At 72.4% G+C, this 23,385-nt stretch carries 21 protein-coding genes and 5 pseudogenes; 13 read left to right on the forward strand and 13 right to left on the reverse strand.

The annotated features are described in order from the left end of the window. The first annotated feature begins 4 nt into the window (after positions 1–4). Genes AMETH_RS18265 through AMETH_RS18285 form a run of 5 tightly spaced genes read left to right on the forward strand, consistent with a single transcriptional unit; the run spans position 5 to position 5,875 of the window. The gene (locus AMETH_RS18265; RefSeq protein ID WP_017982571.1) at positions 5–1,372 is read left to right on the forward strand and encodes an MSMEG_0567/sll0787 family protein; all 1,368 of its coding nucleotides are present in this window, start codon (positions 5–7) and stop codon (positions 1,370–1,372) included. Beyond that, on the forward strand, positions 1,369–2,229 hold the full coding sequence (locus AMETH_RS18270; RefSeq protein WP_017982572.1) for a carbon-nitrogen hydrolase family protein: 861 nt from the start codon (positions 1,369–1,371) through the stop codon (positions 2,227–2,229). Before AMETH_RS18265 ends, AMETH_RS18270 begins: the two co-directional genes overlap by 4 nt. 4 nt (positions 2,230–2,233) lie before the next feature. Further along, positions 2,234–3,067 carry a carbon-nitrogen hydrolase family protein gene (locus AMETH_RS18275; protein ID WP_017982573.1) on the forward strand — a complete coding sequence of 278 codons (834 nt, stop codon included), beginning with the start codon at positions 2,234–2,236 and terminating at the stop codon, positions 3,065–3,067. Beyond that, entirely contained in the window at positions 3,064–4,125 is a 1,062-nt protein-coding gene (locus tag AMETH_RS18280) for an MSMEG_0565 family glycosyltransferase (protein ID WP_017982574.1), read from the forward strand. Before AMETH_RS18275 ends, AMETH_RS18280 begins: the two co-directional genes overlap by 4 nt. Positions 4,126–4,165: 40 nt before the next feature. Then, positions 4,166–5,875, forward strand: coding sequence for an NAD(P)/FAD-dependent oxidoreductase (locus AMETH_RS18285; RefSeq protein ID WP_017982575.1), 1,710 nt, complete (start codon positions 4,166–4,168; stop codon positions 5,873–5,875). A 116-nt stretch (positions 5,876–5,991) separates the two neighbouring features. Here the strand turns inward: AMETH_RS18285 and AMETH_RS42635 are convergent. Next, positions 5,992–6,264, reverse strand: a pseudogene (locus AMETH_RS42635) (FCD domain-containing protein); the annotation flags it as partial. A gap of 222 nt (positions 6,265–6,486) precedes the next feature. Between AMETH_RS42635 and AMETH_RS39230 the strand changes: the two are divergent. Then, entirely contained in the window at positions 6,487–6,666 is a 180-nt protein-coding gene (locus tag AMETH_RS39230; RefSeq protein WP_267283437.1) for a glycerate kinase, read from the forward strand. Positions 6,667–6,700: 34 nt separating this feature from the next. Further along, positions 6,701–7,777 carry a cation:dicarboxylate symporter family transporter gene (locus tag AMETH_RS36975; protein WP_017982578.1) on the forward strand — a complete coding sequence of 359 codons (1,077 nt, stop codon included), beginning with the start codon at positions 6,701–6,703 and terminating at the stop codon, positions 7,775–7,777. Here the strand turns inward: AMETH_RS36975 and AMETH_RS42115 are convergent. Continuing rightward, a pseudogene (locus AMETH_RS42115) lies at positions 7,759–7,851 on the reverse strand (helix-turn-helix transcriptional regulator); the annotation flags it as partial. The gene AMETH_RS36975 and the pseudogene AMETH_RS42115 sit on opposite strands and share 19 nt — an antisense overlap. A 31-nt stretch (positions 7,852–7,882) precedes the next feature. Beyond that, positions 7,883–8,668: pseudogene (locus AMETH_RS18305) on the reverse strand (AraC family transcriptional regulator); the annotation flags it as partial. Between the two features lie 241 nt (positions 8,669–8,909). On the opposite strand from AMETH_RS18305, the gene AMETH_RS18310 reads away from it, so the two are divergent. Next, complete coding sequence (locus tag AMETH_RS18310; RefSeq protein ID WP_017982580.1) at positions 8,910–9,179, forward strand: metal-sensitive transcriptional regulator; 270 nt, start codon at positions 8,910–8,912, stop codon at positions 9,177–9,179. 40 nt (positions 9,180–9,219) lie between these two features. Further along, entirely contained in the window at positions 9,220–10,602 is a 1,383-nt protein-coding gene (locus AMETH_RS18315) for an MBL fold metallo-hydrolase (protein ID WP_017982581.1), read from the forward strand. 139 nt (positions 10,603–10,741) lie between these two features. On the opposite strand, the gene AMETH_RS18320 is transcribed toward AMETH_RS18315, so the two are convergent. The 6 genes from AMETH_RS18320 to AMETH_RS18345 form a co-directional block, all read right to left on the reverse strand. After that, positions 10,742–11,086 (reverse strand): three-helix bundle dimerization domain-containing protein, encoded by a 345-nt coding sequence (locus tag AMETH_RS18320; protein ID WP_017982582.1) that lies wholly within the window; start codon positions 11,084–11,086, stop codon positions 10,742–10,744. A gap of 12 nt (positions 11,087–11,098) precedes the next feature. Further along, positions 11,099–11,983: a universal stress protein gene (locus tag AMETH_RS18325; protein WP_081617553.1), complete on the reverse strand. Its 885-nt coding sequence runs from the start codon at positions 11,981–11,983 to the stop codon at positions 11,099–11,101. 7 nt (positions 11,984–11,990) lie between these two features. Beyond that, complete coding sequence (locus AMETH_RS18330) at positions 11,991–12,569, reverse strand: Rv1733c family protein (protein ID WP_017982584.1); 579 nt, start codon at positions 12,567–12,569, stop codon at positions 11,991–11,993. A 24-nt stretch (positions 12,570–12,593) separates the two neighbouring features. Continuing rightward, positions 12,594–13,049 (reverse strand): universal stress protein, encoded by a 456-nt coding sequence (locus tag AMETH_RS18335; RefSeq protein WP_017982585.1) that lies wholly within the window; start codon positions 13,047–13,049, stop codon positions 12,594–12,596. Between the two features lie 189 nt (positions 13,050–13,238). After that, positions 13,239–14,177 (reverse strand): Acg family FMN-binding oxidoreductase, encoded by a 939-nt coding sequence (locus AMETH_RS18340; protein ID WP_017982586.1) that lies wholly within the window; start codon positions 14,175–14,177, stop codon positions 13,239–13,241. Between the two features lie 356 nt (positions 14,178–14,533). Continuing rightward, on the reverse strand, positions 14,534–16,255 hold the full coding sequence (locus AMETH_RS18345; protein ID WP_017982587.1) for a GAF domain-containing sensor histidine kinase: 1,722 nt from the start codon (positions 16,253–16,255) through the stop codon (positions 14,534–14,536). Positions 16,256–16,733: 478 nt separating this feature from the next. On the opposite strand from AMETH_RS18345, the gene AMETH_RS38035 reads away from it, so the two are divergent. Next, positions 16,734–16,886 (forward strand): hypothetical protein, encoded by a 153-nt coding sequence (locus AMETH_RS38035; protein ID WP_017982588.1) that lies wholly within the window; start codon positions 16,734–16,736, stop codon positions 16,884–16,886. 454 nt (positions 16,887–17,340) lie between these two features. Here the strand turns inward: AMETH_RS38035 and AMETH_RS38040 are convergent, their stop codons facing one another. The 3 genes from AMETH_RS38040 to AMETH_RS18350 form a co-directional block, all read right to left on the reverse strand. Beyond that, positions 17,341–17,589 carry a hypothetical protein gene (locus AMETH_RS38040; RefSeq protein ID WP_156131685.1) on the reverse strand — a complete coding sequence of 83 codons (249 nt, stop codon included), beginning with the start codon at positions 17,587–17,589 and terminating at the stop codon, positions 17,341–17,343. Between the two features lie 595 nt (positions 17,590–18,184). After that, positions 18,185–18,337: an Lrp/AsnC ligand binding domain-containing protein gene (locus AMETH_RS42640; protein WP_017982590.1), complete on the reverse strand. Its 153-nt coding sequence runs from the start codon at positions 18,335–18,337 to the stop codon at positions 18,185–18,187. After that, entirely contained in the window at positions 18,318–18,620 is a 303-nt protein-coding gene (locus AMETH_RS18350) for an Lrp/AsnC family transcriptional regulator (protein WP_410468209.1), read from the reverse strand. Before AMETH_RS18350 ends, AMETH_RS42640 begins: the two co-directional genes overlap by 20 nt. A 132-nt stretch (positions 18,621–18,752) precedes the next feature. Between AMETH_RS18350 and AMETH_RS18355 the strand changes: the two are divergent. From AMETH_RS18355 to AMETH_RS18365, 3 genes and pseudogenes are all read left to right on the forward strand, one after another. Continuing rightward, positions 18,753–19,577: pseudogene (locus AMETH_RS18355) on the forward strand (thiamine pyrophosphate-dependent enzyme); the annotation flags it as partial. A 105-nt stretch (positions 19,578–19,682) separates the two neighbouring features. Beyond that, a pseudogene (locus AMETH_RS42125) lies at positions 19,683–20,636 on the forward strand (alpha-ketoacid dehydrogenase subunit beta). Beyond that, on the forward strand, positions 20,633–21,001 hold the full coding sequence (locus AMETH_RS18365) for a helix-turn-helix domain-containing protein (protein ID WP_017982591.1): 369 nt from the start codon (positions 20,633–20,635) through the stop codon (positions 20,999–21,001). Before AMETH_RS42125 ends, AMETH_RS18365 begins: the two are co-directional and overlap by 4 nt. Positions 21,002–21,012: 11 nt before the next feature. Here AMETH_RS18365 and AMETH_RS18370 read toward each other — a convergent pair whose 3' ends face one another. Next, positions 21,013–23,382 carry a bifunctional salicylyl-CoA 5-hydroxylase/oxidoreductase gene (locus AMETH_RS18370; protein ID WP_017982592.1) on the reverse strand — a complete coding sequence of 790 codons (2,370 nt, stop codon included), beginning with the start codon at positions 23,380–23,382 and terminating at the stop codon, positions 21,013–21,015. Between the last annotated feature and the right edge of the window lie 3 nt (positions 23,383–23,385).

Here is a 23,385-nt window from a genome sequence, read left to right on the forward strand (position 1 = left end):
CGTGATGCCCGACGTGCTGGCCCTGCTGGGCGACTCGGCGACGCTGGCCCGCCGTCCCGCCTTCCACATCGAACCGGCCGACGCGGCCGCGGTGCGCGCCTACCACGCCCTGCGCACCGAGGTGTTCGTGCACGAGCAAGGGTTGTTCGAGGGGCACGACCTCGACGACCGTGACGACGAACCGCGCACGGTCGTCCTCGTCGCCCGCGACCGGGAGGGCACGGTCATCGGCGGCGTCCGGCTCGGCCCGGCCACCGCCGAGGACATCGGCTGGTGGCTCGGCGGGCGGCTCGTGGTGCACCCCGCGTGCCGGGGCCGGGTCGGCCCGGCACTGGTGCGAGCCGCGTGCGCGCACGCCGAGAACGCCGGGGTGCTGCGGTTCGAAGCCACCGTGCAGGCCCGCAACGAGGGCCTGTTCACCCGGCTCGGCTGGGACCGGGTCCGGCCGGTGACGGTGGCGGACACCCCGCACGTGCTGATGCGGTACCCGATCGGCCGCATCGCCGCGCTGGCCCGGGCGACCAAGAGCGACCTCGGGCCGCTGCTGTCCGGGCTGACCGGCGTGCCCGGTTTCGTCGGCGACGACGGGGTTCCGGTGCCCGGCAGCGATGTCGTGGCGGCGTGCGACGCGATCCTGCCGTCCATGGTGGAGCGCGACCCGGACTGGGCGGGCTGGTGCTCGGTGCTGGTCAACGTCAACGACCTCGCCGCGATGGGCGCCGAACCGGTCGGGCTGCTGGACGCGCTCGGCGCGCGGGACGCGTCGTTCGCCAGCCGCGTGCTCGGCGGGCTGCGCCGGGCGAGCCAGGCCTACGGCGTGCCCGTGCTCGGCGGCCACACGCAACTCGGGGTGCCCGCCTCGCTCGCGGTGACCGCCTTGGGTCGCGCGGACTCCCCGGTGCCCGGCGGTGGTGGACGGCCCGGCCAGCGGGTGCGGCTCACCGCCGACCTCGGCGGACGGTGGCGGCCCGGCTACGCCGGACGGCAGTGGGATTCCACGACCTCCCGCCGCACACCGGAACTGCGCGCCATGCTGACCGCCGTCGCCCGGGCACGGCCCGCGGCGGCGAAAGACGTGTCGATGGCGGGCATCGCCGGAACGCTCGGCATGCTCGCCGAGGCCAGCGGCTGCGGCGCCGTCCTCGACGTGGCCGCCGTGCCGCGGCCCCGCGGGGCGAGCGCCGGCGACTGGCTCACCTGCTTCCCCGGCTACGCCATGCTCACCACCGGGCCGCACGAGCTCGACGCCGGACCGGCGGTGAGCGCCGAGTGCGGTGAGCTGGTGGCCAGGCGCGGCGTCGCGCTGCGCTGGCCGGACGGAGAACAGACCCAGGCCATCGCGGCCGGGGTGACCGGATTGGGGACCTCATGAGCACCCTGCGGATGGCCGCGGTCGCGGCGCCCTTCGACCGCGATCTGGAGGGCGACTTCGATCGCGTCGCCGCCCTGATCGCCACCGCCCGCGCGGACGGCGTCGGCCTGCTCGCCCTGCCCGAGGCCTGCCTCGGCGGCTACCTGGCCAACCTCGACGGCGGCGCCGACGGGCCACCAGCCCTGGACGTCGACGGCCCTGAGATCAAGCGGCTGGCCGCGCTCGCCGGGGACATGGTGGTGGCCGCGGGCTACTGCGAGCACGCCGACGGACGGCTCTACAACAGCGTCGTGTGCGTGACCGGCGACGGCGTGCTGGGCAACCACCGCAAGGTGCACCAGCCGCTGTCGGAGGACGCCACCTACCGCGCCGGCGACGGGTTCGCCGCGTTCGACACGCCGGTCGGGCGGCTGGGCATGCTCATCTGCTACGACAAGGCGTTCCCCGAATCCGCCCGCAGTCTGGCCCTGGACGGCGCGGAGATCGGCGTCTGCGTCTCGGCGTGGCCGGGCAGCCGCACCAACCCCGCCGCGGACCTCGCGCAAGACCGGTGGAAACGCCGCTTCGACCTGTTCGACCAGGCGCGGGCGCTGGAGAACCAGATCGTGTGGCTGTCGGCCAACCAGTCCGGCGTGTTCGGCGACCTGCGGTTCGTCGCCGGCGCCAAGGTCGTCGACCCGGGCGGCGAGATCCTGGCCGGCACCGGAGTCGCCGCAGGCATCGCCGTCGCCGAACTCGACGTGCGGCAGGCGCTGGAGACCGCGCGCCGGTCGATGGGCCACCTGCGGGACCGGCGGCCGGCGGCCTACCCGGCGCTGGCCACCGGCGGGGAGGAACTCGCCGCGGCGCGATACTGACGCGATGGGGACCATCCGCATCGGAGCCGTGGCCGCGCACTTCGGCCGCGACCTCGACTTCGACCTGCAGCGCATCGCCACGCTCATCGAGCACGCCCGCTCCTCGGGGGTGGCGCTGCTGGTGCTGCCGGACGCCGCGCTCGGCGGGTACCTCGCCGACCTGCGGCACCCCGACCCCGGCGCGCTCCCGCCCGCGCTCGCCCCGGACGACCCGCACCTGCGTAAGATCGCCGCGCTCGCCGCGGACATGGTGGTGTGCGTCGGGTACTGCGAGGCCGACGGCGAGCGGCGCTACAACGCGGCGGTGTGCGTCACCGGCGACGGGGTGCTCGGCAGGCACCGCAAGGTGCACCAGCCGCCCGGCGAGGTCGCCGCCTACTCGGCCGGCACCTCGTTCGCCGCGTTCGACTCGCCGGTGGGGCGGCTGGGCATGCTCATCGACTACGACAAGACCTTCCCCGAATCGGCGCGCAGCCTCGCCCTCGACGGCGCCGAGATCCTCGCCTGCCTGTCGGCGTGGCCCACCAGCATCACCAACCGCGCGCCCCGCATGTCGCAGGACCGGCAGGCCCGGTTGTTCGACCTCTACGACCAGGCGCGCGCGGCGGAGAACCAGGTGGTGCTGGCCTCGTCGAACCAGACCGGCGCGATGGGCGGGATGCGCTTCCTGGGCCAGGCCAAGGTGGTCGGGCCCGGCGGGGACATCCTGGCCCGCACCTGGAGCAAGGCCGGCATCGCGATCGCCGAGGTCGACGTCGCCGGCGAGGTCGCCACCGCCCGGCGGGTGCTGCACCACCTGGCCGAACGCAAACCCGACGCCTACTGGAGCCGCACGTGAGGATCGCCCTGCTCAGCTACTCGACGAAGCCCCGTGGCGGGGTCGTGCACACGCTGGCCCTGGCCGAGGCGCTGGCGGCCGAGGGCGCGGAGGTGACCGTGTGGTCGCTGGGCCGCGGCGGGGACAGCGGGTTCTTCCGCCTCCTCGACCCGGCGGTGAGCGTGCGGATCGTGCCGTTCCCGGAGGTCGAGGGCGAGGGCGTGGGTCCGCGGATCCTGCGCTCGATCGACGTGCTGCGCGCGGCGTTCGACCCGGGCGGCTACGACATCGTGCATGCCCAGGACTGCATCAGCGCCAACGCGGTCGAGCGGGTCGTGCGCACCGTGCACCACATCGACCACTTCACCACGCCGGAGCTGGTCGCCTGCCACGAACGCGCGATCCGCCGCCCGTACGCGCACGTCTGCGTGTCCGCCGCGGTGGCCGGGGAGCTGCGCGAGGGCTGGGGCGTCGAGGCGACGGTGATCCCGAACGGCGTCGACTACGAGCGGTTCGCCAGTGCCGCGCCGGATCCGGCGTGGTCGGGCCGGTTTGTGCTGTCGGTGGGCGGGATCGAGCCGCGCAAGGGTTCGCTGGACCTGCTGGAGGCCTACGCGCTGCTGCGTGAGACCGACCCGGACGTGCGGCTGGTGATCGCGGGCGGCGAGACGCTGTTCGACTACCGCGACTACCGGATGGCGTGGGAGAAGCGGGCCGCCGAGCTGGGCGTGGAGCCGGTGGTGCTGGGCCCGGTCGCCCACGACGCGCTGCCGCCCCTGGTCGCGGCGACGGACGTGTTCGCCTTCCCCTCGACCAAGGAAGGCTTCGGCCTCGCGGCGATGGAGGCGCTGGCTGCCGGGGTCCCGGTGGTCACCCGTGAACTCCCCGTGCTGCGCGAGGTGTTCGACGGCGCCGCCCGGTTCGCCTCCGACCCCGCCGGCCTGGCCGACCAGATGCGAGCCGCGCTGGCTGACCCGGAGAGCCTGCGAGAACCCGGCCGTCAGCTGGCGGCGTCCTACAGCTGGGGCGCCGCGGCGCGGGCACACCTGACGCTGTACCGGGGCCTGCTGGCGGAGTGACGCCATTTCGAGCGGGCCGCCGAGCGGTTACAGTCGTGGGATGTCCGGCGCAGTGCTCGTCGCCGTCGACGGGGATGCGGACGTACTCGGGGATGTCGAGCGGGAGCTGCGGGAGCGCTACGCCCGGCACTACCGGATCGTGTGCCTGTCCTCGCCCCAGAAGGCGCTGGCCGTCCTCGAGGAACTCGCCGGCGCGGGCGATGAGGTCGCGCTCGTCCTCGCTGGCCAGTGGCTGCCCGGGATGACCGGCAGCGAGCTGCTGGACCGCACGCGCCGCCTCCACCCCCACGCCAAACGCGGGCTGCTGATCGCGTGGGGCGACTGGGGCGACCGCGAAACCGGCGAAGCGATCTACACCTCGATCGCCCGCGGGCTCATCGACCACTACGTCCTGCGGCCGATGGCCACCCCGGACGAAGCGTTCCACCAGGCGATCTCGAGTTCGCTGCTGGACTGGGCCGAGGCACGGCGGACCTCGCCCTACACCATCCACGTCATCGGCGAGACCTGGTCCGGCCGGGCCTACGAGCTGCGCCAGGCCCTCGGCCGCTGCGCGATCCCGCACTCGTTCTGCCTGGCCGACTCCAACGAGGGCCGCGCACGCCTGGCCACGGTGGGCGCCGGGATCCGGCTGCCGGTCGTCCTCTTCCCCGACGGCACGGTCCTCACCGACCCGAGCAACACCGAGCTGGCGTTGGCGTCGGGCTCTCCGGTGAGCCCCGAGCGGATGGAGTTCGACCTGGTCATCGTGGGCGCCGGGCCGGCCGGGCTGTCCGCGGCGGTGTACGGCGCCTCGGAGGGGTTCAGCACGCTGGTCGTCGACGAAGGCGGGCTCGGCGGCCAGGCGACCTCCAGCTCGCTGATCCGCAACTACCTCGGGTTCCCCCGCGGCGTCAGCGGCCGCCGCCTCGCCCAGCAGGCCTACGACCAGGCGTGGGTCTTCGGCGCGAAGTTCGCGTTCATGCGGCAGGCCCGCGCTGTGGAGCGCGCGGGCGACTCGCTGGTCGTCACCCTGTCCGGCGACGCCCGCGTGCGGACCCGCGCGGTCCTCCTGGCCACCGGCGCGAGCTACCACCAGCTCGGGGTGCCTGCTCTGGAAGCCCTCAGCGGCGCCGGGGTCTTCTACGGCCCGCCGTCCTCGGAAGCGCCCGCCATGACCGGCCGCGACGTGTACGTGCTCGGTGGCGGCAACTCGGCCGGCCAGGCCGCCCTGTACCTCGCCCGCTACGCCCGCAGCGTCACGCTCGTGGTCCGCGCCTCGTCGCTGGACGCCGGCATGTCGCAGTACCTGACGCGCGAGATCGCGGCGACCCCCGGGCTGGAAGTCCGCACCGGAACCGAGGTCGTGGGCGGCGGCGGTGACGGACGGCTGGACCACCTCGTGCTCCGCGACCGCCTGACCGGCGGCGAGGAGACCACCGGCGCGGACGGCCTGTTCATCATGATCGGGGCCCGGCCGCACACCCGCTGGCTGCCACCCGAGGTCGACCGGGACGAACAGGGGTTCGTCCGCACCGGATCCGACCTCCGCGACCGGACCTGGCCGCTGCAGCGCAACCCGCTGCTCCTCGAAACGAGCATGCCCGGCGTGTTCGCCGCCGGCGACGTCCGGCACGGCTCGGTGAAACGCGTGGCCTCGGCCGTCGGCGAGGGCTCGGTGGCGATCCAGCTCCTGCACCGGCTGTTCGCGGTGAACGCCCAGCAACCCCGCGGACGCGCGAAGGAAACACGACCCGCACCGGCGAGCTGACCCGGGTCCAGGAGGTGCCGGCGCTCACCCGCGGCCGAGCAGGTGTCGCCGACGTGCTGGAGGTGGACGCGCATCGCCTCGGCGGCGCCGTCGGGACCGCGGTCGCGGAGGGCTTCCACGATGTCGCTGTGCTCGCGGTGGTAGCAGCGGCGCAGTTCGGGCGTCGAGGTACGGCGCTTGAGACTTCCCCACACCGGCAGCGATCGCGCGGTGTTCATGACGTCGAACAACGTCATCAGCAGACCGTTGTGCGCGGCCACCGCGATGGAACGGTGCAGCAGCGCGTCGGAGCGTTCGAAACCCTCGAAGTCCTCCGCCGCGCCACCGGCGTCCAGGACCTCACCGATGCGGGCGAGGTCGGCCTGGGTGGCCACCCGGGCAGCGAGCATGGCGACCTACGGCTCCAGCAACCGCCGGACCTGGCGCGGGGTTCGCCCTGTTCACCCTCGGAGCGCGCCGCGTGCCCGGGATCGAAGTCGTCCTGCGCCTGACCGGGTTGCCGGCGTGACTGCCGCGGGCCGATCTCGTGATCACCGGCGAGGGATCGCTGGACCGGCAGAGCCTGCGGAAAAGCGCCGCTGGGCGTGGCCGCCGCCGCTCGCGTGGCGGGGGTGCCTGCCTACGCCGTGGCCGGGCGCAGCCGGTTCACTCCCGCCGAAGTCACCGCCGCCGGGTTTGCGGGCGCGTTCACCCTCACCGATCTCGAACCGGACCCAGGCCGGTGCATGGCCGAGGCCGCCCCGCTGCTGGAACGCCTGGGCGAACAACTCGCCCGGCACGTGTTCGGCTGACTCCCCCACCCACACCGACGCGGAGGAGGATGCAATGACGCACGCCCCCGCGGCCCCGCCGCGCCGCCGCAAGCCCTGGTACCGGCAGCTCTACGTGCAGGTCCTGATCGCCATCGTCCTCGGGTGGCGCGCGCCCGGCCTGGGCGAGGCGATGCAGCCCATCGGCACCACCTTCATCGCCGCGATGAAGATGCTCATCGGCCCCATCGTGTTCCTCACCATCATCGGCGGCATCGCCGGCGTGGCGGACCTGAAGAAGGTCGGCCTCACCGGGCTGAAAGCGCTGACCTACTTCCAGGTCGGCACGATCGTCGCGCTGGTGTTCGGCCTGGTCGCGATCAACATCGTGCGGCTCGGCGACGGCGTCGACGCCGACCCGTCCACCCCGCACCCCACGGGCAACGCCGAACGCTACATCGAAACCGGCGAAACCCAGCACTGGTGGGTGTTCTTCACCCACCTGGTGCCGGACAGCTTCGTCGGCGCCTTCACCGACGGTGACATCCTGCAGATCATCTTCCTGGCCGTGCTGTTCGGCATCGCGATCAAGGCGATCGGCCCGCTCGGCGACCCGATCGTCACCGGCGTGAAGCGGCTCACCGAAGTCGTGTTCAAGGTGCTGAGCTTCGTGATGAAGGCCGCCCCGCTCGGCGCCTTCGGTGCGATGGCCTACGCCGTCGGCGCGTTCGGACTGTCCACACTGTCCAGTCTCGGCTCGCTGATCCTGCTGTTCTACGTCACCTCGATCCTGTTCGTGGTGGTCGTGCTCGGCGGTCTGCTGCGCGCCTACGTCGGGTTGAGCATCTTCCGGCTGTTCCGCTGCCTGTCGCTGGCCGCGCTCTACATCGCGCAGGCCACCGACACGCCGCTGACCGTCCCCCAGCAGCTCGGGCTCCTCGCGGTCATGCTGCTGACCTCGAAGGGCGCGGCGGGCGTCGCCGGCGGCGGGTTCGCTGTCCTGTTGGCGGCAGTGAGTCCGGGTCGCTTACTACGGCGCGGTTTCCGGCCGGCACCCGAGCTCGCTCCGCAGAACAGCCAAGTCACAGTAGGCCCGGGGGAAAGCCCGAAGCGGCGGCGGAACTCATTGATGAAGTGCGATGCATGCGGGTAGCCAACGGCGTGGGACACCGAGGCCACCGTGGCGCTGCCTCGCACGAGAAGATCCCGAGCCCGGGTAAGCCGCATCTCTTTCAGGAACTGGTACGGGGGACTTGCCCGTGCTCTGCCGGAAGAGGACGGTGAACGCCGACGGGCTCATCGCGACCGGATCGGCCAGGTCCGCCACGGTGACCGGCTCGGCCAGGTTCTCGTGGAGGTAAGCGATCACCCGGGCGACCGGATCGTGGTTCTGCTGGCTCGCGGCGATCTCCAGAAGCCGCTCGTACTGCTCGGCCCGCAGCACGCGATAGACCATCTCCTGGAGGTAGGCCGGTGCCAGGATGCGGCGGTCGGGCCCGGTCGTCAGGGCCCTCAGGAAACGGATCACCGAGCTCATCAGACCGGCGTCCAATGCCGACACGAACGCCGTCGACCGCCGCGGTGTCGCCTCGGCGAGCATCTCGCTGCGCCGCTGCTCGAGCATTTCCACCGACACCTTGCGGACGATCACGGGATCGATCTGCAGGACAAAGGAGAGAAACGGCTTCGCGGCGCTCGCTTCGAGGATCTCCGCCTGGAAGTGGAGGTGGTTGTTGAGGACGAGATACTTGAAGGGATCGTAGAGGTACGGTTCGCCATCCACCGTCACGCATTTGCGGCCCTGGCTCACCACGCACAACGAGAGCGACCGCACTTCCTCCCACGTGGGGGCGGCCGGCTCGTGGAACCGGTAGATCGTGAGGCCCGGCCACAGACCCACGTTGCCACCGACGTCCGGGACGCGTTCGGCCAGCTCCGCGACAAGGTCACCGGGGGTCAACCGGTCCTCCAAAGGAGGAACCGACCGCGTCATGTCAGCCTCCCGCTGCACTGAGCCGCCGACACGCAGGGCCTGCTCACCCATGGCGATCTAGATACCCCCGGGGGTACCGTGGACGCCACGGACCAAGGAGGTTCACGGATGTGTCGCCGTGTGACGTGTGCCCGGTGCGGCAAGGCCACCTACGCCGGGTGCGGCCAGCACGTGGAGGCAGTGCTCGCGGACGTGCCCGCCGGGCAGCGCTGCCGGTGCGAGCCCGAGGGGCGGGGCGGGGCGTTGCGGCGCCTGTTCAGGCGATGAGCGTGCGGAAGGCGGAGGTGGCCTGATGGAGATGGGACCCGAACTGACCGGCGACGCCCTCGTGCGGCTGCGCCGCGCGCGGGGTCAGCTGGCCGCGGTGATCAGCATGATGGAGAACGGCGGGGACTGCCAGGAGGTGCTGACCCAGCTGGCCGCGGTGTCCCGCGCCCTGGACCGCGCCGGGTTCAAGATCGTCGCCAGCGGCATGCGGCACTGCCAGGCCGCACGCGACCGCGGGGAGGAGCCACCCATGACCGAAGCCGAGCTGGAGAAGCTCTTCCTGGCCCTGGCCTGACCCCGGAGGTACGACCAGGCCGAACCGAAGGAGAAAGGCCATGCTGGATGGACGGGTGATCGAGACGTCGTCGCTGGGCGACCGCAGCTACCTCGCCCACGACGGAGAACTCGCGGTGGTGGTGGACCCGCAACGCGACATCGACCGGATCGCCGCGCTGGCCGGCCGGCTCGGGGTCCGCGTCGCGTGGGTGCTGGAAACCCACGTGCACAACGACTACGTGTCCGGCGGGCTGCACCTGGCCCGGCTCACCGGCGCGCGCTACGGGCTTTCCGCGGCCGACGACGTGCCGTTCGAGCGCGTTCCGGTGCGCGAGGGAGACGTCATCGAGGTGTCCGGGCGGATGCGGATCCGGCCGGTCGCCACCCCGGGCCACACCTTCCACCACCTGTCCTACGTCCTCGACGGACCGGACGGGCCCGAGGGCGTGTTCACCGGCGGGTCGCTGCTGCTGGGCACCACCGGCCGCACCGACCTGCTCGGCCAGGACCACGCGCACGAACTGGCCCGCCACCAGCACTCGTCCGCCCACCGCCTCGCCGACCTGCTGCCCGACGGCGCGGCCGTCTGGCCCACCCACGGGTTCGGCAGCTTCTGCTCGGCCGGGCAGGCCGACGGCGAAGCCTCCACCATCGGCCGCGAACGGCGGCACAACCCGGCGCTCACCCTGGTCGAAGGCGAGTTCGTCGAGCAGACCCTGGCCGGCCTGGACGTCCACCCGGCCTACTACGCGCACATGGGGCCGCGGAATGCCGCCGGCCCCGAGCCCATCGACCTCACCCCGGCCCGCACCGCCGGACCGGACGAACTGCGGCAGCGCATCGACGCCGGCGAGTGGGTGGTGGACCTGCGCTCCCGCAAGGCGTTCGTGCACTCGCACCTGGCCGGCACCGTGAGCCTCGGCCTCGACGGCCCGATGGCGACGTGGCTGGGCTGGCTCATCGACTGGGGCGCACCGATCACGCTGCTTGGCGAGACCCCGGAGGACGTCGCCCAGGCGCAGCGGGAACTGGCCCGCATCGGCATCGACCGGCCCGCCGCCGCGGCCAGCGGTGGCCCGGTGGAATGGGCGGGCGGCCGGTCCGGGCGGCTGGCGAGCCTGCCCGCGGCGTTGTTCGCCGACCTGGCCGCCGCGCTCCGGCACGGGCACGCCGGCGCCTACCCGCCGCCCGCGGTGGTGCTGGACGTCCGCCTGCCCCACGAGTGGCGGGACGGCCACGTGCGCGACGCGGTGCACATCCCCCTGCCCGAACTCCCCCACCGGATCGGCGAGCTCCCCGCGGGCCCGGTGTGGGTGCACTGCGCCAGCGGCTACCGCGCGACCGCCGCGGCCTCCCTGCTCGCCAGGGCCGGGCGGACCGTGGTCCTCATCGACGACGTCTTCGCCGGCGCCGCCGACGCCGGCGTGCCGATGGCGGCCTGACCGGCGCTCGTGCCGTCCCGTAGTCCCTGCCGGTGGGCCGGAAATCGGAAGCCCCTCATGACCGAACGGATGCTCGCACACTGCGAAATCTACCTGCGGGAAGGGCCTCCGGCCGGCGCCCGAGGCCCTTCCCCGGTCCTCACTCCGCTTCGAGCACCGCGCGCGCCCGGTGCAGGGTCAGCGGGATCAAGTGGTCGGTTATCTTCGCGGCGGCGGCGAGCTTGCGGTACGTGTCGTCGACGATCGCACGCACCCGCGCCGGGTCCGCGCCGGGGCAGACCCGCCGCAGTTCGCCGACGACGGCGGCCAGCTCGTCGGCGGCGAGGTGGATGCCGTCCGGGGTGTGCGGGCGCTGCCGGTAGGCCTCACCGGCGAAGTCGCGGCGCATCGACGCCTCGGCCAGGTCCGACGCCGGATGGCCGGTCCAGGACGCCGCGCTCGGCCGCGCTTCCCGGGCCGCCGTCCTGTCTTCCATGTCGCTCATGGCGTCGTCTCCTCACGCGTCTTCCGGATCTTCGGGCACCACCGCGACCGGGCAGGGCGCCCGGAAGGCCAGGGACTGGCTCGTCGACCCGAGCAGCAGCCCCGCGAACGCGCTGCTGCCGTGGGTGCCCACCACGAGCAGGCGCGCGTGCTGCCCGAACGCGAGCAGGGTGTGCCCGGGGCGCCCGCGCAGCACCAGGTGCTCCACCGGCACTTCCGGGAACTCCTCGGTCAGCGGGGCCATCCGGGCGACCAGCGCGTGGTGTTCCGCGTCGTGCCGGTCCACCGGGTCCCCGGGCGCCGCGTGCCACGTCCGCACCGCCGTCACCGAGGTGCCGTACAGCGCGGCCATCTTCATGGCGTAGCGGGCCGCGGTGATGGTGCCGTCGACGCCCACCACGATCGACCCCTGGTCGGCGACGCGGCCGCGGACGACCACGACCGGGCGGTGGCCGTGCACCGTCAAGGCCAGGCCACAGGAGCCGAACACGAGCCTGCTCAGCCCGCCCGCGCCGTCGTGCCCGAGGAGCACCGACGCGGCGTGCTCCGATTCGCGGCGCAGCACGACCCGGGGATCGCCCTCGTGCAGCCGCAGCTCCACCGGCACCCCGGGCGCGGTCTCCCGCGCCACCGCTTCGGCGACCCGCAGCCGGTCGGCGCCCCAGGCCCGCAGTTCCGCGCGGATCTGGTCCGCGTTCATGCTCAGCGCGGGGTAGTCCCGGTCGCTGCGCGGGTAGGCGTGGACCAGGCGAACCGGCACGCCCAGCCGGGCGGCGTCCCGGGCGCCCCAGCGCACCGCGTCGAGCGCCGAGCCGGATCCGTCGACGCCGACCACGACGGGCCTCGCGCGATCACCGGGGCGGGCAGGGGTTTCCTGGGCGTGTTCCCGCACGGTCATCGTTTCCTCACCACCGGGTCTTGTCGCTGCCGAGCTCGGACCATTCGCGCTCCCAGGCCGCCAGCCGCAGCCGGCCGAGGCCGGCGCGCACCAGAGCGACGAGCAGCCCCAGCGCCACCACGACGCCGAGCCACGCCAGCAACCCCGCGGCGAGAGCGACGGTCAGTGCGCCGCTCGCGGTCAGCGGCGCGGGCACGGGCTCACCGGCCGGGTCGACCCAGACGGGCACCCGGTCGCCGGGCCCGGTGCCGCGGCCGGCCGGAACGGTGCCGGTGCGGTCGCTGCCGTCCGGCAGGCGCCACACCGCGGTGGCGGTCCCGTCGTCGCTGTCGGGGCTGGGCGGGGTCACGTCCAGCACCAGCGCGTCCACCTCGCGCCGTTCGGCCTGCTGCTGCTGGGAAACCACCATCTGGGCGGCCCGGACATCGGAGACGACGACACCGGCCACCGGGACCGCGAACACCGCCGCGAGCACCGCGGTGGCGAGCACGGCCGCCTCGGCGCGGTCCCACCTCCGGGCGAGCGAGCCGCGGCCGGGGCGGATCAGACGCCACTGCCTGCTCAGCCACGACGTGAACGGTGACATCGGCGCTCCTCCCCCAGCACGCGCTCAGACCATCGGGCCGGGCTGGTAGTCCATTTCGGCCACCGGGTGCCGGGCCGCGCGCGCGGCGGGCACGATCACCACCGGGCAGTGCGCCCGGCGCAGGCACTGCGCGCCGACGGAACCGACCAGCGCGCGCATGAGCCGCCCGTAGCCGTGACTGCCGAGCACGAGCATGGCCGCGTCCTCCGCGGCGGACAGCAGCACCTGCGCCGGCTCGCCTTCGGTGACCTCCGGCCGGATCTTCGCGTCCGGCTGGTCGCGGTGCGCGCGGTCCACCATCTCGCCGAGGGCCCGCCGGTGCGCGGTGAACACGGCATCGGCCGTCGCCCCGCCACCGGGATAGCTCCAGGCGTGGACCGCGACCACCTCCCGGCCGGTCCGAGCCGCTTCGTCCGCCGCAAACCGCAGCGCGGCGGCACTGCCCGCGGAGCCGTCCACCCCCACCACGATCGCGGCCATGACGCCGTCCTCTCGCCGGTCGTTCTCCCTGTGTCCCAGCCTTGTCCGGCGACGGCGGGTGGTGAAGGGCCGATGGTCCCCGTCCTGCGGGCCCTGAGGCGGTATCCGGCCATTGCGGCGGGGGACGGGGCGCGGCGGATCGGGTGGCACCACCGGCGGGCGCTCGATGTTACGGCCCCGCGGTGGTGCTCATCCCCGTTCTCCCGCCCTGGTCGGCGCCGGCACTCGGCCGGGGGTGGCCGTCACCGGGTAGCCGATCCGGAGGATCACCTGCGGGTACCCGGGGAGCCCGAGCTTCTCGATGAGCCCGGCGCGCACCTCGGGCAGGTGCAGCGGCTGGGTCAGCACGGAGCCCACCAGTCCCTCGGTGATGGCGGTGAGCCACGCGCGCTCCAGCGCGGCGCCGGCGTGCAGCTGGTCGCGCCGGGTGTCGTCCGCGGTGAGCACGATCAGCAGGGATTCCGCCGCGACCCGCTCGGTCAGGGTCACCGTGTCGGGCAGGTGCGTGTCCGCGCGCACCAGGCCCGACCAGGGCAGCGTGGTCTCCCGCGACGGTGGTTCCCGCAGCTGGGCGGTCCAGGCGGTCAGTTCCCGCTGGTAGGCCCGGTCGGCGCGGAGCAGCTGCCCGGCGTGGGCCAGCAGCTCGGCCAGCGGCGCCGCCTCGGTCCGGGGCTGGATGAGCCGCGCCTCGGTGCCCGGCCCGGCCGCCGTGTCGCCGAGCAGCCGCAGGACCCGGGGCGGGACGTGGTGCAGCGCGAACGGCGAGCGGTAGCTGCTGCGCTGGAAGATCGCCGAGTAGCGCGTCAGCTCGTCGGGCGTGGCCTCTCCGGGCTCGGCGGCGCGGATCTCGGCGACCAGGTCCGGCCGCTCCGGCGACGGCAGCAACCCGACCTCGGGCCGCCGGCCGAGGACCCGCACCGCGAGGTCCAGGTTTGCCAGCGCCGCACCGCAGGAGAGCACCCGGTCGCGGCCGGTCGGGTCGTGCCGCGGCAACGACACGTCGAACCGTTCGTACAGCCGCAAGACCCCGTCCGGGACCTCCAGAGCCCACGGCTGCGAGTTGTGGACCGAGGGGGCGCAGCTCGCAGCTCGCGCGAGCGCCCCGACCTCGACCGGTGACCAGCGCATGTCAATCCTCCCGACGTTCTCAGCGGACCACGGCGACCGGGCACCGGCAGTGGTCCAGCAGGGCCCGGCTGGTGGAGGCGAGCCCCTGTCGTCGCCGCCACTACCGGGTGCCGCCGGCAGTGCGCACACGTGCCCGTGCCAGAGCGGCAAATGCCGCGGTGACGCCTCGCGCGCTGCCCACCGCACGGCGTTGAGCGCCGCGGGTGAGCCGTCCACAGCGGCGAGAACCGCTGGTCCGATCGATCCGGCCATGACCCGATCCTGACCGGCCGGCGCCCGCGGCGGGCAGGGCAGACGGGCCCCTGCCGCGGGGCACTTCGGCTCTTTCCCGCGCCGACCGGAGCGGCCCGGCGCGGTCAGGAAATCGGCGCGGCCCAGGTCAGCCACGTCCCGCCGGTCTCGGCCCGGGCGACGGAGAAGCTGCCGCCCGCCTGGGTGGCGCGTTCGCACAGGTTGTGCAGGCCGCTGCGGGCCACGGTGTCCGGGATGCCGATCCCGTCGTCGACCACCTCGATGACCAGCTCGTCACTGGCGGAGACGGTGACCATCAGCGACGTGGCCCTGGCGTGCCGGACCGCGTTGGACAACGCCTCCCGCAGAACCGCTTCGGCGTGCTCGGTAAGCTCCGGTCCCGCCACGCCGACCGGGCCGGACATCCGCACCGTGGTGCGCAGCCCGGTGTCGCCGGTGATCTCGGCGATAATGTCGTTGAGCCGTTTGCGCAGCTGCCCGGTGCCGTGCAGGCCGCCGTGCAGGTCGAAGATCGCGGTGCGGATCTCGGCGACGATGCTCTGCACGTCGTCGATCATGTCGGCCAGCCTGCGCTGGATGTCCGGGTTGCGGGACCGCATGTGCGTGCTCTGCAACGCCAGCCCGTGGGCGAACAGGCGCTGGATCACGTGGTCGTGCAGGTCGCGGGCGATGCGGTCGCGGTCGGAGACCACCTTCAGCTCGTTGAGCGAACGCTGGTCCTCCGCGAGCTGCAACGCCAGCGCGGCCTGGTCGGCGAACGCCGCCGCCAACGGCAGGTGGGCGCTGTCGAAGGCCGCGTCGCCCTTGCGCCGGACCACCACCAGCACGCCGGAGACCGAGGTGCGGGACGCGCGCAGCGGCAGCACCAGCGCGGGACCGAACTCGGGGGACACCTCGAACTCCAGGCTGTCCACCCGCCGCGGCTGGAGGTCGCGGAACGCCGTCCCGCAGGTCGACCCCTCGACCGGGATCCGCTCGGTCAGCTGACCCGGGTCGGGCCCGGCGTGCACGGTGACCGCCAGTTCCGTCACGTCCTCCAGGGGCATGTCCGGATCCTCGGGTTGCGCGATCAGCGCGTAGTCCGCGCGCGCCAGCGTCAGGGCCCGGGTCGCGATGAGCGTGAGGACGTCGGCCGGATCGGCGGCGGCCAGCAGTTCGGCGCGGACCTCGCTGGTGGCCTCCTGCCACTGCTGCCGCAGCCGGGCCTGTTCGAACAGCCGCGCGTTCTCCACCGCGATGCCCGCCGCGGCCGCGAGCGCCAGCACGACGACTTCGTCGTCCTCGGTGAAGGGCTGCCCGTTGGCCTTCTCGGTCAGGTAGAGGTTTCCGAACACCTCGTCCCGCACCCGCACGGGCACACCGAGGAAGGTCTTCATCGGCGGGTGGTGCGCCGGGAACCCGGACGAGGCGACGTGTTGGGACAGGTCGTCCAGCCGGATCGGCTTGGGCTGCTCGATCAGCAGGCCCAGCAGGCCGTGCCCGGTGGGCAGGTCGCCGATCTCCCGGCGCGTGGCCTCGCCGATGCCCTCGTAGACGAACTCCGCCAGGGACTCGCGGTCCTGCGTGAGCACGCCCAGCGCGCCGTAGCGGCAGTCCACGAGCTCGATCGCCGAGTGCACGATGCGCCGCAGGGTGGCATCCAGTTCGAGCCCGCCCGCGACGGCGAGCATCGCCTCGAGCAGCCCGTCCATCTGGTCGCGCGACTGGACCAGCTCCTCGATGCGGTCCTGCACCTCGCGCAGCAGTTCCCGCAGCCGCAGCTGCGACGACCTCTCGCGCAACGGTCGCTCCTGCCCCGCCAGGGCACGCTGCTCCTCACCGGCCATCCGACCATCGTGCCTCAACGCACCCGGCAGCGGGGCCGAAGTTTGACGCTGATGAGCGCATTCTCCGCGCCGGACTGCTTGGCGGTCGTTCGATGCCCAGTCAGTACCGCTGGTCGCGTTTCAAGCGAGGACAATGATCCCCTGTGGACGCGACGCTCGTCGGCGCGCCGCTGGACGTCCAGGGCCGGAGGCCTGGACGTCCAGCGCACCCGCACGCAGTTGACCTGAAGCTCCGACAGCAAGATCTCGAAGACCCGACTTTTTTGCGCGAATTTCAACACCAGCCAAACGGCCCCACGCTGCGAAAATACAGCTATGACGTGCCGTATACACGCCGTTCATAGATGATTCACTCTGTCCTGAACGATGTTCATCGGGTATACAGCGAAGCGGGACCTGACGGTTGCGCCTTACCTAATCTCCAAGGTGAGGAGCAGCCATATGGAAGTGGATCTTCGCGGCGATCGTCCTCGATTTCGTGCTGCTGCTCACCTGTGCCACGGTCATCGCGTTGATTCATCGCGACGAGAGACGCGCGAACCGCGCGATCCGAATGCTACGGCTTCTCCTCATGCCCATCGCCGGCGTGGCGATGATCCTCGTCGAACTCCTACGCTCCGGAAAACAATGATCCGCACCGCCGCGAGCCCGGTCCCGCACTACTTCGAGACGCGAAAGCAGATCTTCCGCCCCCTCACCGCCGAAAGCTGGCCGGAGTAGTCGGCCACCGTGAGCGGAGCTTCAGAGGCTCGAATCCACGACACCGCGGGAGGGGCACCGCTGCAAATCCGGTACGACACCCGCCCCGAACTGACCCAGGCCTTGGCCGACGTCGCACACTTGACCGGAATCCTCGCGGCCATGTTGACCCGGATAGGTTCCGGTCGCACACGTCTCCCTGCTCGATGCTCACCCACGAGACGACATGAGCGACCAGTGCGCGCGATGACACCGGGACGACCGCGGGTTCAGCGGTCGCAGACCGACGACACCATCAGCATGGTCGGCAATGTGGTCCAGAAACGGTCGCTGCTGGGCGCCCACCTCAGCGGTCTTTGCGCGGCCGGACCCAGCTGGCGACTTCCTCAGCGGCGGAGCTGCCCTGCGCCAATCGACGTGCCAAGGTAGACCGCCTCGCCGGGTGTCAGAACCACGTCGTAAGGCGCTTCCCCCTTGTTGTCACGCTCCAGTATGCGAAGATGAACAACCGGTTCAGAGCCTTCAAACGATTGCCCGATACCGACCCGAATGGCCACTCCCCATTCGATTTCGAGAGTGCGGACCTCGGCGCGATGGTAGCCGTTCCAAGCCTCAACTCGGCCATCGATGATCATCGGTTCGAGCAAACACCAGCCCGGGGAACACGTTCGGAAAAGGAACCTGCGTCAGCACGCATAACAAATCCAACGATCAATTCTGGAACAAGCGGGACAAACTGGCCGCAGAGTGGCGACAAGGAAACATCACCAGCAGCAGCAGTGCGCGAGACGATAACAATGAGGCCAGCCAAGCAAGAGCTGGAATCACACGGAGCGGAGCCAAGGACTTTCCAGATGCGCAACACTTCCACCAGTCGTAGCTCGCAACCGAGGCCATCTCGCGACATCGGTGCCCACGTGTCATCCGGAATTCGACGCTCCAGGGCGGGACGACCAGATTGTCCAGGATTGCCGGACCCCGCCCACTGCCCCGGCCTCGCAGGTCAGGGCAGCGAGGTCGTCACCAGCCGCGGCGTCCCGCTCCGAGGGAGGTCACATGGAACCGGCACGCCCGCCGGATCGCCGGCGAGACCACGCGCAGCCGGACGCGACCGGACGCCACATTCGTCGCCGCATCGGCCGAGGGTGCCGTGCCAGCGGACCGCGCAGCACGTTTAACAGCGTGTCGGCAGAGTGTGAGCGCAGCTTTAGCGCCCGGCACCCGCAGGGGTCAGCTCGCCGAGCCCTCGGAGATCAGGAACGTGCGGGTGCCGAGCACCTCGGGGATCGCCTGCAGCTGTTCGAGCACGACGCGGCGCAGCGCGTCGTTGTCGGGGGCTCGTACCAGCAGCATCACGTCGGATTCACCGCCGGTGAGGGCCATGTGCCGGACCCTCGGGAATGGTGCGCAGCCGCTCCTTGAGGTCCCGCCAGCCGTTCTGCCGCACGGTGAGGCTCACGTACGCCGAGGTGGTCAACCCGATCTTCACCGGGTCCGCGGTGGCGGTGAACCCGGTGATGACTCCCCTCGCCGGGAGGCGTTCCAGGCGGGCGTAGGCGTTCGCGCGCGAGATCCGCACCCGCTCGGCGATGGCCCGCACCGACAGCCGCCCGTCGGCGCGCAGCTCGGCGACGATCCGGCGGTCGACGTCGTCCAGGGTGTCCATCCGTCTCACTTCCCGGCGCCGAGATCACCGTCCCGGAGAGAACCGATCCGATTCCCCGCCGCAGTTGGCCGATTGGCCCGACTCGTCCCGTGTCTCTGGTCAAACTGCACACGCTGACGGGACCTTCCTGTCATGTCGTCCATCGCCAGCACACGAGTTCCGGACGAGGCGGCCGCCCCGGTCCGGCTCGCCGACGAGCGCGGCGCGCTCGTCGGCGAGCAGCCGTTGCCGCCCGTTGCCGCGCTCGTCGCCGGGTACCGCGGGCTGCTCCTGGCCCGCCGCCTCAACGAGCGGGCCGGCGCGCTGGTCCGGCAGGGACGGCTCGCGGTGTACCCGTCCTCGCGCGGCCAGGAGGCCTGCCAGGTCGCCTGCGCCCAGGTCCTCGCCGAGGGCGACTGGCGTTTCCCCACCTACCGCGACACCGCGGCGGTCGCCGCCCGCGGCGTGGACCGCCGTCGAGGTGCTGACCATGCTGCGCGGCGACTGGCACTGCGGCTACGACCCGGTCGCCCACCGCGTCACCCCGCAGGCCACCCCGCTCGCGACACAACTGCTGCACGCCGTCGGCGTCGCGCACGCGGCCCGGCTCAAGGGCAAGGACAGAACAACAAGTACGCGATCTCCGTGCCGCTGGCCCGCCCGTCGGTGGCGCCGTCGCTGGCGGCCAAGGCGGTCGGCTACGGCATGCCCGGTGTCCTGGTCGACGGCAACGACTTCGCCGCCCTCACCGTGGTGCTCGGCGAGGCGGTCGCCCGGGCCCGCGCCGGTGGCGGGCCGACGCTCGTCGACGCCGACACCTACCGCATGGATTCCCACACCAATGCCGACGACGCCACCCGCTACCGCACCGACGACGAAGAGGCCGGGTGGGTCCAACGCGACCCGCTGACCCGCCTGCGCACGCACCTGGCCGAAACCGGCGCGCTCGGCGAGGAACGCGAAGCCGAGTTCGCCGCCGCGGCTGAGGAGATGGCGGCGCACGTGCGAGCCGGGATCGGGGCCGAGACCCCGGTGGACCCGGAGGAGCTGTTCGCCCACGTCTACGCGACCCCCACCCCGCAACTGGCCGAGCAGCGCGCCGCCCTGCGCGACGCCATGACCGCCGACGACCGGGTCGTCGTCTTCGGCGAGGACGTCGGGCAGCTGAGCGGCGTGTTCCGGGTGACCGACGGCCTGCACCGGGACTTCGGTGAGGCCCGCTGCTTCGACACCCCGCTCGCCGAGCCGGGCATCGTCGGCCTGGCCGTCGGGATGGCGCTGAACGGGATGCGCCCGGTGGTGGAGATGCAGTTCGACGCGTTCGCCTACCCCGCGTTCGAGCACATCGCCAGCCACGTCGCCAAACTGGGCAACCGCACCCGCGGCTGCCGATGGTCGTCCGCATCCCTACGCCGGCGGCATCGGCGGGGTGGAGCACCACTGCGACTCCTCCGAGGCCTACTACGCCCACACCCCCGGCCTGACCGTCGTCACCCCGGCCACCAACGCCTACGGCCTGCTGCGTGCGGCGATCGACAGCCCCGACCCGGTGGTGTTCCTCGAACCGAAGAAGCGCTACTGCGCCAAGGAGGAGGCCGGCGTCGCCGAGGCCGTCCCGCCGATCGGGCGGGCGATCGTGCGCAAGCCCGGCCGGGACGCCACCCTGATCGCCTACGGCCCGTCGCGCTCGCCGCGGCCGAGCAGGCCGCCACCGAAGGCCGCGACCTGGGCATGGTCGACCTGCGGTCGATCGTCCCGTTCGACGACGACACCGTCTGCGCCGAGGTCCGCCGGACCGGGCGCGCCGTCGTGATCGCCGAGGCGCCCGGTTTCGCGTCCGTGGCCGCGGAAATCGCCGCCCGCGTGACCGAGCGCTGCTTCCACCACCTGGAGGCCCCGGTGCGCCGGGTGACCGGGTTCGACGTGCCCTACCCGGCGCCGAAGCTGGAGCACCACTTCCCGCCCGGCACCGACCGGATCCTGGACGCCGCCGACACCCTGCAGTGGCAGGACTCCTGGGCGGTGCGCGCCAGATGATCGAGTTCGGCCGCGCGGGACCGCAAACGCTGGAGAACCTCTCGCTGCGGGTGGCGGTCGCGTCCGAGCACGGGGTCGGCGACCACCTGGTCGACCGGATCCTCGCGCCCCTGCTCGCACAGGGCGAGTTCGGGCAGGAACTCGTGTCCTCCCTCGACGCGTTCCTCGCCGCCGGCATGAACACCGCGGCGGCGGCCAAGGTGCTAGTGATCCATCCGAACACCGTGCGGTACCGGATCAACCAGGCGAAACACCTGTCCGGCCGGAAGCTGGAATCGGCCCAGGACATCAGCGAGGTGGGGTGGGCGCTCCGGCGGCACGAATGGAAATCGCGCGCCCGGCGGCTACGCGACAGCGGCGGCTGACCTCCGGCGCATCACTCCCGCCCGGGCCGCCAGCGGCGGTGCGCCGTGCCCGGTTCGCCGTGCCGGATGAGTTCCAGTCGTGGCTTCGGGCCTTCCGTGCGACCGGTTTGCGGGCGCCGGGAGCCGGCGCGCCACGGGAGCGGCCAGTCCGCGCCGGGGCCGGTGAACTCCTGTTCCGCGGCCGCGTGCAGGGTCCAGTTCGGGTCGTAGAGGTGGGCGCGGCCGAGCAGGCACAGGTCCGCGCGGCCGGCGAGCAGGATCGAGTTCACGTCGTCGTGTGAGGAGATCGCGCCCACGGCCATCGTGGCGACGCCGGCGCGGTTGCGGATCCGGTCGGCGAACGGGGTCTGGTACGACCGGCCGAACGCGGGTTTCTCGTCGGGGTGGACCTGGCCGGTGGAGACGTCCACGAGATCCACACCGGCCTCGGCGAAGGCGGCCGCGATCTCCACCGCATCGTCGGCCGTGATCCCGTTGTCGCACCAGTCCGTGGCCGAAATCCGCACGCTCATCGGGCGGCCGGAGGGCCACACCTCGCGCATCGACGCGAACACCTCCAGCGGGAACCGCAGCCGCGCCCGCAAGGAACCGCCGTAGCGATCCGTGCGCCGGTTCGTCAGCGGCGAGATGAACGACGACAGCAGATACCCGTGCGCGCAGTGCAGTTCCAGCAGGTCGAACCCGGCTTCGGCAGCGCGCGCCGCCGCGTCGGTGAACTGCTGCCGGATCTCGCCGAGGTCCCGCACGGTCAGTTCCCGCGGCACCTGGTTCACCCCCGGCCGGTACGGCAGCGGCGAAGGCGCGACGACCGGCCAGTTGCCCTCCGGCAGCGGCTGGTCGATCCCCTCCCACATCAGCCGCGTGGAGCCCTTGCGGCCGGAGTGCCCGATCTGGATGCCGATCTTCGCCGTGGTCTCGGTGTGCACGAAATCGGTGATCCGCCGCCACGCCCGGGTCTGCTCGGCGGTGTAGATCCCGGTGCAGCCGGGCGTGATGCGGCCGGTGGCGGACACGCACACCATCTCCGTCATCACCAGGCCCGCGCCGCCGAGCGCCTTGCCGCCGAGGTGGACGAGGTGGAAATCCCCGGGCAGGCCGTCGGTCGCCCGGTACATGTCCATCGGGGACACCACGACCCGGTTCTTCAGCTCCAGCCCGCGCACCCGAAGCGGCTGGAACATCGGTGGGCGCACGTCGCCGTCGCCGTCGCCGCGCCGCTGCTCGTGCCGGGCGAACCACTCGTCGACCCGCTCGACGAACTCCGGGTCGCGGACCCGCAGGTTGTCGTAGGTGACCCGGCGGCTGCGGGTCATGATGTTGAAGGTGAACTGCACCGGCTCCTGGTGCACGTACTGCCCCAGGTTCTCGAACCACTCCAGGCTGGCCTGCGCGGCGCGCTGGGTCGACTCGACCACCGGCCGCCGCTCGGCTTCGTAGGCGGCCAGCGCCCGCTCGACGTCCGGTTGCTCGTGCAGCGCCGCGGCGAGCGCGAGGGCGTCCTCCATCGCGAGCTTGGTGCCGGAGCCGATCGAGAAGTGCGCGGTGTGCGCGGCGTCGCCGAGCAGGATGATGTTGCCGTGGCGCCACCGCTGGTTGCGCACGGTGGTGAAGTTGATCCAGCGGGAGTTGTTCGCCAGCAGCTGGGCGTCGCCGAGCACGTCGGCGAACAGTTCCCGCACCAGCGCGATAGACTTCTCGTCGGAGTCGCCGGGCGCGAACTCGCGGTCGGCGAAGGCCTTGAACCCAGCGCGCTGCCACACCTCGTCCGCCATCTCCACGATGAACGTGCTGCCGGTGGCGTCGAACGGGTAGCCGTGGATCTGCATGACCCCGTACGGGGTGTCGACGATGTAGAACTTGAACGCGTCGAACACCTTGTCCGTGCCGAGCCACATGTAGGCGCAGCGGCGGGACTCCAGCGACGGGCGGAACACCGCGGCGTGCCGGGCGCGCACCGCGGAGTTCACCCCGTCGGCGGCGACCACGAGGTCGTAGTCCGCGGCGAGCCGGCCGACGTCCGGGGCGAGGGTGCGGAAGTGCAGCCGCACACCGAGTTCCGCGCACCGGTGCTGGAGGATCTGCAGCAGCCGTTTCCGGCTCATCGCGGCGAACCCGTGCCCGCCGCTGGTGAGCACCTCGCCGCGGTAGTGGACGTCGATGTCGTCCCAGCGGGCGAATTCGCGCTCCATCTGCCGGTAGATCGACTCGTCGGCGTGCTCGATGCCGCCGAGCGTCTCGTCGGAGAACACCACCCCGAAGCCGAAGGTGTCGTCGGCGGCGTTGCGTTCCCAGACGTCGATCTCGTCGCCGGGGCTCAGCTGCTGGGCGAGCGCGGCGAAGTACAGCCCGCCCGGGCCACCGCCGACGACCGCGATCCGCATCCT

Origin of the sequence: Amycolatopsis methanolica 239 (genome assembly GCF_000739085.1) — a bacterium.
Classification (GTDB): domain Bacteria; phylum Actinomycetota; class Actinomycetes; order Mycobacteriales; family Pseudonocardiaceae; genus Amycolatopsis_E; species Amycolatopsis_E methanolica.

Coding starts and splice junctions, on each gene's coding strand:
- AMETH_RS18265 (WP_017982571.1), top strand. CDS start 5: ATGCCCGACGTGCTGGCCCTGCTGGGCGACTCGGCGACGCTGGCCCGC.
- AMETH_RS18270 (WP_017982572.1), top strand. CDS start 1,369: ATGAGCACCCTGCGGATGGCCGCGGTCGCGGCGCCCTTCGACCGCGAT.
- AMETH_RS18275 (WP_017982573.1), top strand. CDS start 2,234: ATGGGGACCATCCGCATCGGAGCCGTGGCCGCGCACTTCGGCCGCGAC.
- AMETH_RS18285 (WP_017982575.1), top strand. CDS start 4,166: ATGTCCGGCGCAGTGCTCGTCGCCGTCGACGGGGATGCGGACGTACTC.
- AMETH_RS36975 (WP_017982578.1), top strand. CDS start 6,701: ATGACGCACGCCCCCGCGGCCCCGCCGCGCCGCCGCAAGCCCTGGTAC.
- AMETH_RS18310 (WP_017982580.1), top strand. CDS start 8,910: ATGGAGATGGGACCCGAACTGACCGGCGACGCCCTCGTGCGGCTGCGC.
- AMETH_RS18315 (WP_017982581.1), top strand. CDS start 9,220: ATGCTGGATGGACGGGTGATCGAGACGTCGTCGCTGGGCGACCGCAGC.
- AMETH_RS18320 (WP_017982582.1), bottom strand. CDS start 11,086: ATGAGCGACATGGAAGACAGGACGGCGGCCCGGGAAGCGCGGCCGAGC.
- AMETH_RS18325 (WP_081617553.1), bottom strand. CDS start 11,983: ATGACCGTGCGGGAACACGCCCAGGAAACCCCTGCCCGCCCCGGTGAT.
- AMETH_RS18330 (WP_017982584.1), bottom strand. CDS start 12,569: ATGTCACCGTTCACGTCGTGGCTGAGCAGGCAGTGGCGTCTGATCCGC.
- AMETH_RS18335 (WP_017982585.1), bottom strand. CDS start 13,049: ATGGCCGCGATCGTGGTGGGGGTGGACGGCTCCGCGGGCAGTGCCGCC.
- AMETH_RS18340 (WP_017982586.1), bottom strand. CDS start 14,177: ATGCGCTGGTCACCGGTCGAGGTCGGGGCGCTCGCGCGAGCTGCGAGC.
- AMETH_RS18345 (WP_017982587.1), bottom strand. CDS start 16,255: ATGGCCGGTGAGGAGCAGCGTGCCCTGGCGGGGCAGGAGCGACCGTTG.
- AMETH_RS38040 (WP_156131685.1), bottom strand. CDS start 17,589: ATGATCATCGATGGCCGAGTTGAGGCTTGGAACGGCTACCATCGCGCC.
- AMETH_RS42640 (WP_017982590.1), bottom strand. CDS start 18,337: ATGGCCCTCACCGGCGGTGAATCCGACGTGATGCTGCTGGTACGAGCC.
- AMETH_RS18350 (WP_410468209.1), bottom strand. CDS start 18,620: ATGGACACCCTGGACGACGTCGACCGCCGGATCGTCGCCGAGCTGCGC.
- AMETH_RS18365 (WP_017982591.1), top strand. CDS start 20,633: ATGATCGAGTTCGGCCGCGCGGGACCGCAAACGCTGGAGAACCTCTCG.
- AMETH_RS18370 (WP_017982592.1), bottom strand. CDS start 23,382: ATGCGGATCGCGGTCGTCGGCGGTGGCCCGGGCGGGCTGTACTTCGCC.